Annotated in this window: 6 protein-coding genes; 4 read left to right on the forward strand and 2 right to left on the reverse strand. The window is 50.2% G+C overall.

Annotation, left to right across the window (positions count from 1 at the left end; all coding sequences use genetic code 11):
* The first annotated feature begins 45 nt into the window (after nt 1-45).
* The 4 genes from KKD83_03190 (at nt 46) to KKD83_03205 (ending at nt 3,432) form a co-directional block, all read left to right on the forward strand.
* Nucleotides 46-1,191 carry a hypothetical protein gene (locus KKD83_03190; protein MBU2535157.1) on the forward strand — a complete coding sequence of 382 codons (1,146 nt, stop codon included), beginning with the start codon at nt 46-48 and terminating at the stop codon, nt 1,189-1,191.
* A gap of 66 nt (nt 1,192-1,257) precedes the next feature.
* Nucleotides 1,258-1,767 (forward strand): TRAP transporter small permease subunit, encoded by a 510-nt coding sequence (locus tag KKD83_03195; GenBank protein MBU2535158.1) that lies wholly within the window; start codon nt 1,258-1,260, stop codon nt 1,765-1,767.
* Nucleotides 1,760-3,103, forward strand: coding sequence for a TRAP transporter large permease subunit (locus KKD83_03200; protein ID MBU2535159.1), 1,344 nt, complete (start codon nt 1,760-1,762; stop codon nt 3,101-3,103). The genes KKD83_03195 and KKD83_03200 overlap by 8 nt, the downstream gene beginning before the upstream one ends.
* Nucleotides 3,004-3,432: a thermonuclease family protein gene (locus tag KKD83_03205; protein MBU2535160.1), complete on the forward strand. Its 429-nt coding sequence runs from the start codon at nt 3,004-3,006 to the stop codon at nt 3,430-3,432. Before KKD83_03200 ends, KKD83_03205 begins: the two co-directional genes overlap by 100 nt.
* 431 nt (nt 3,433-3,863) lie before the next feature.
* Here KKD83_03205 and KKD83_03210 read toward each other — a convergent pair whose 3' ends face one another.
* Both KKD83_03210 and KKD83_03215 read right to left on the reverse strand, forming a co-directional pair.
* Complete coding sequence (locus tag KKD83_03210) at nt 3,864-5,039, reverse strand: glycosyltransferase (GenBank protein MBU2535161.1); 1,176 nt, start codon at nt 5,037-5,039, stop codon at nt 3,864-3,866.
* Nucleotides 5,040-5,078: 39 nt separating this feature from the next.
* On the reverse strand, nt 5,079-5,394 hold a 316-nt coding region (locus tag KKD83_03215; protein ID MBU2535162.1), incomplete at its 5' end, for a hypothetical protein.

Raw genomic sequence — 5,394 nt, forward strand, 5'->3', positions numbered from 1 at the left:
ATATCTTGTGGTGACCATGTTTAAAAAATCGAGGAGGATGATAAAATGCATAAAAAACAGATATTAGCACTGGTTGCCTTGCTTGCCTTAGTGAGCGGGTTGATTGGTGCTTGTGCGGCTCCAGCTCCCGCACCCGCTCCTGCTCCTGCGCCCGCACCAGCTCCAGCACCGGCGCCAGCTGCACCTGAAGAAGTCATCACTTGGACTGGGCAGTCACTCACCGCGCTGGACACGCCCTTCTCTCGTTATTTTCAGAGAATTGCTGAACGCGTTACCGAGTTCAGTGGAGGGCGTTTCGAAGTAAAAATCCATGCTGCCGGCACTATTGTGCCCGCCTACGAGGAGTTCATGGGAATGCATGAGGGCGCCCTTGACTGGGGTGCTTCACCCCTGCACCAGTATACCGGCACGCATCGCTGGGCCGGCATTTACCATCAGAATGCGGGTAGGTTACCCCCCTGGGTCTATTACTTGTTTCTTTGCGAAGAAGGCATCGATATGGCCAATAACTGGTTCGCGGAAGCAGGGCATGATGTCTACTTTATCCCACGGACTGGGGGCGTTGGTCCACCTGAGCTCTTCTTGCATAGCACCAAGGCGCTAGAAACACTGGCGGATTTGGATGGGCTGAAAATCCGCACATTCGGTGACACCGGGGAGCCTTTCAAGTCCTTCGGCTCCGCTACCACCTATATGCCCGCGGGAGAAATCTACGAGTCGACAATGCGCGGTGTAATTGATGCTTTTGAAATGAGCTCAGCTTACATGAACTATGATATGGCCTATCATGAAGTTGCCCAGTATATCTACATTTCCCCCATCCGAGCCCCTAGCGAGGCACAGGCTCTTGGGGTGAAGCGAAGCAAGTGGGAGGAGCTACCCGCTGACCTCCAAGGGCTTTTCGGCGAGGTCGCCCGCGCCGAAACAGTAGAGTATGGTAGGGATCTGCACTCGAAGGAAGCCTGGGCACTGGAGCAATATAGAGAGTACGGAAACATCGTACAAAAGCTCCCCGTGGAGATAGAAGAGCCCTTTAAAGTAGAATACGATAAGGTCATGGATGGCATCGCCGCCGAGTATCCCGATTTCGCCACATTCCTGCACGCTATGCGTGCCTGGGCAGTAAACTGGAATGACCTTTGGGGGCTTCCCGACTGGGCAGTACCGCCAGAAGAGTGGCGGCAATATTAGCTGGTGACCAAATTTTAGGTCTTTCCCCGCTCCGGGTTCTCCCCGGAGCGGGGATTGATGTAAACGATGAGAAAGATACTGAAAGCCATTGACGCCACTAATGAATTTGTGGGCACCGTAGTAAAATGGTTGGCCCCTGCTTTAATGGTGCTCATTACCATCCAGGTTTTTCTCCGTTATGTGTTGGCCAGTCCCGGCGATGTGCTACCGATACTGATGATCTCGGCTGGGGCAACGCTTTACGTTCTTGGCTGGGGTTATGTTTACCGCCAGGACCGGCATGTGAGAGTAGATGTTTTTTATGCTCGATGGTCCCCCAGGAGAAAAGCCCTCATTGACGTGATTGGCAGCCTGATTTGGCTCCTGCCATGGCTCGTTTTCCTGGCCTTTATTAGCGGGAAGTGGGCATGGATATCGTATGAAACTGCCGAATGGTGGACGCTCACCTATTGGCGCCCTCCGCTTTGGCCAATGAGAGCAACTATATTTGTGGGAGTGCTTTTGCTTGCCCTTCAGAGTGTGGCTCAATTGTTTCGTGGTTTCCATGTGCTGGTAAGGAATAGAGCTTATGATTGACTTAAGCCCAGAGATGGCGGTGGTGGTTTTTTTCGGTCTTGTCGTGATCGGGGTGATGCTTGGTTTCCCGTTGGCTTTTGTTCTCGGCGGCGTCACTGTTACTGTAGGGCTTCTCCTTTTCGGAGTAGACGCCACCGCTTGGATTGCCTACAGTCGGATTTTCAAAATAATGACCAACTATATTTTGCTGGCAGTGCCAGGATTTATCTTCATGGGGGTGATGCTGGGCAATTCCGGGTTGACGGAAAGAATGTTCTCCAGTCTTTATGTTTGGCTTGGTGGCCTTAGGGGTGGGTTGGCGATAGTTACGGTAATCACCGGCACCATCCTGGCGGCTACAGTCGGTATAATTGGCGCCTCAGTTACCGCGCTGGCCATTATCGCCCTTCCCGAGATGATAAAGCGAGGTTACAGCAAGTCTCTAGCTGCTGGTTCCGTCTGTGCCGGCGGCACTCTGGGTATCCTCATCCCGCCCAGCATTATGCTAGTCGTCTACGGGCCGATGGCGGTTATTTCCGTGGGCAAGTTGTTCTTTGCCGCCTTTCTGCCCGGCTTTCTTCTTTCCGCTTTATACATCGCATACATCGCGGTTTACAGCTTTACGCGACCGAATGTGGCACCGGCGCTAGCTCCGGAAGAAAGAGCCGTTCCCTTGCTCAAGAAAATCATCGACCTTCTGACCGCACTGGTGCCGCCAGCGGCATTGATTATGGCAGTTTTGGGGAGTATTTTCATGGGTGTTGCCACTCCGACGGAAGCCGCCGGGGTGGGTGCTGTCGCGGCTACATTGCTCGCTGTTGCCAACCGGCGGTTTAACCTTAGTGTGCTCAAAGAAACGGCGCGGCAAACGCTAATTATCTCGGCGATGGTATTAGCTATTGGTGCCACAGCTTATGCCTTCGTGGGTGTCTTTATACGTGCCGGTGGCGAGGAAGCAGTGACACAGATTATCATGGGTGCTCCCGGCGGCAAATGGGGCGTCTTTGCCATAATCATGTTCATCGTTTTTCTCCTGGGCTACTTTATTGACTGGATGGGGATACTCTTCATTGTGGTGCCAATAATTACGCCCATTGGCGACGCGCTCGGTTTTGACAAGCTCTGGTTTGCCATGATGATCTGCGTTAACCTGCAGACATCTTTCCTGACCCCTCCCTTCGCCTACGCCATATTCTACCTCCGCGGTGCCGCCGACCCATCACTGGGGGTAACCACGGGTGACATCATCCGGGGGGTATTCCCCTTTGTTTTCCTCATCTTGATTGCGCTTGGCTTGCTGATCGCCTTTCCCCAGATAATCCTCTGGCTGCCAGGGCAGATGATAAGAGGGTTTTAGCTACTCCCTCACCACAGCTAACAGAAGCAACAGTTGTTCGTGTAATTGATGGTGATACTATTGAGGTTGATATAGGAGGTAGGCTATACAAAGTACGCTATAGCGGCATCGATACACCTGAAGTAGGTCAACCTGGTGCTGAAGAGGCTACAGCTTTTAATGCTCAACTTGTGTCTGGAAAGACAGTATATTTAGAGAAAGATGTCTCAGAAACTGACCGATATGGCAGATTGTTGCGATATGTCTGGACCGAAGAAGGCATGGTCAATGCCATTCTGGTAGCAAATGGCTATGCTCAAGTATCTACTTACCCACCTGATGTTAAATAACAGCAGGATTTCCTTGAACTTCAGAGACAAGCTGAAGCAAATGGTTTATTCCTTTGGGCAGCTACACAACCAGCACCAGCTTATGAGAGTACGTTTGTTGGCAGCAAACTAGAAGCGATCCTGACAGCAGCAAAAGAGAACTGGCCAATGCTATTACAGCGATTCTGGCGCCTCTTTTTATAACCACGACCCTAACCTGAGTAATTCACTTATTCAGTAGCTTCATCAGGTAAGCTAATTATAGTCTTATTGATACTATTGTCAATATCTAAGAAAAAGGAACGTTTTTGTACCCGAGGTAACAATCCAATCTATTGTAGCCTCGACTGAACAAAATGGACAAATGTGCAACGAAGTCACACCTCCGGTCAACCGCTTCAAACCATCGCTATCTTATAACCGGGCCGCAAGTCACCCGTATTTTTCTTCCTTCAGGTAGTCCGTTTGGCTTCCGCCAAGGACTCGTACACTCTTAGCAAACTCTCGGTCATGACATCCAAAGAAAACCTGTTTGCATGCTCCCGAGCCTTACAAGATTGTTCCCGCCTTAGTTCAGGATCCAAGAGCAACCTACGTACTATCTCAGTGAACTGCTCCACCTCCAATCGCGTCAGGAATCCGCCATGGCCATCTTCCACCACATTGCAGACGCCGCCCTCGCCTACCGCGACGACTGGTGTACCGCAGGCTTGTGCTTCCAGTAGAACTAACCCGAAAGCTTCAGTGACCGACGCGAAGACGAAAACGTCTCCCGCGGCGTAAAAATCTGCCAGCCGGCGACGGTCTTTAACCAAGCCTGCGAAGATTACAGCCTCGCTAAGTTCCATCGCGCAGCATTCCCTCTTGACCTCTATCTCGTGCCTACCTGTTCCGACGATGATCATCTTCAAGCGGCTCACGGTATTATCTCTCAATAGCCGACTTAGCACATTGAAAAGAAAGCGGATATTCTTCTCACTGGTCAACCGACCCACGTAAAGAAGGATTTTGTCGCTCTTCTCTAGCCCGAACTCCCTCCTAATACTGAGGCCGTTGGCATCTTTGAATGTCTCGATATCGATCCCGTGCGGGATGTACTCCGTTTTCGTCTCGATACCATACCCTTGGAGCAGCTTTCCAATGGCTACCGAGGGAACAATTACGCAGTCAGTACGGATGCACGCGGAACGGCTATAGGTCTTCGCCAGCCACCTTGCAAGCACCTGCGGGACGATTGGGACATAGTGAGTCATGTATCGCTCCAGATAGGTATGGTATGTAGCGACATTAGGAATTCCAAGCTCTTTGGAGACCGCGTAGGCGGGATATATCATGAGAGAGGGAATTTGAGAATGGACAATATCCAGACGCAATTGCCGGAAAAGTTGATGAAAAATGTTCTTGGCAGCCCATGGTTTTGAGACCCGATACGGCGGGAGGACCCGGGAGTAAATGGATGGAACCCAGGTTACGTGGGGTTCACTATTTGGATTGAATTGCGGATATTGAGGGGCGAAGACGTAAACGTTGTGCCCCTTTTTAGTAAGATTCTGAAACAGGTTGGCTACATAGACCATGCACCCGTCATAAACGGACCCGTAGTTTTCAGTAACAATGCCAATATTCATGACTTGGCTCTGATGGAGAAAAAGCGCTGCATAGGCATACTACAACAGCCCTTTCCCAACTTTTAATTCGGGAGAATAGACGAGCACTTTCTGTTCGAGATCATAGAGGCAGTTACTTTGTTCTCGCTTAACGCGAGGTAAACCTATTTCTTGAAAATAGCGCTCCATAATCTTTGGTAACTTGCCTTCCTCACCCTCCTTTGTCTTTTCTAATTCGTTAATCTCATGGTACATTCTGTACATATGCTCATATGGGATTTTATCCTTGCTTTTTTGTTCCTGAGTAAAGAAAGATTCCAAATCACAGAAATCGAGGCCTAGTTTATCTTTAACTGTTTTTTTACAAAGAAACATG

It is taken from the genome of Chloroflexota bacterium (genome assembly GCA_018829775.1).
In the GTDB taxonomy this organism is placed as follows: domain Bacteria; phylum Chloroflexota; class Dehalococcoidia; order Dehalococcoidales; family RBG-16-60-22; genus E44-bin89.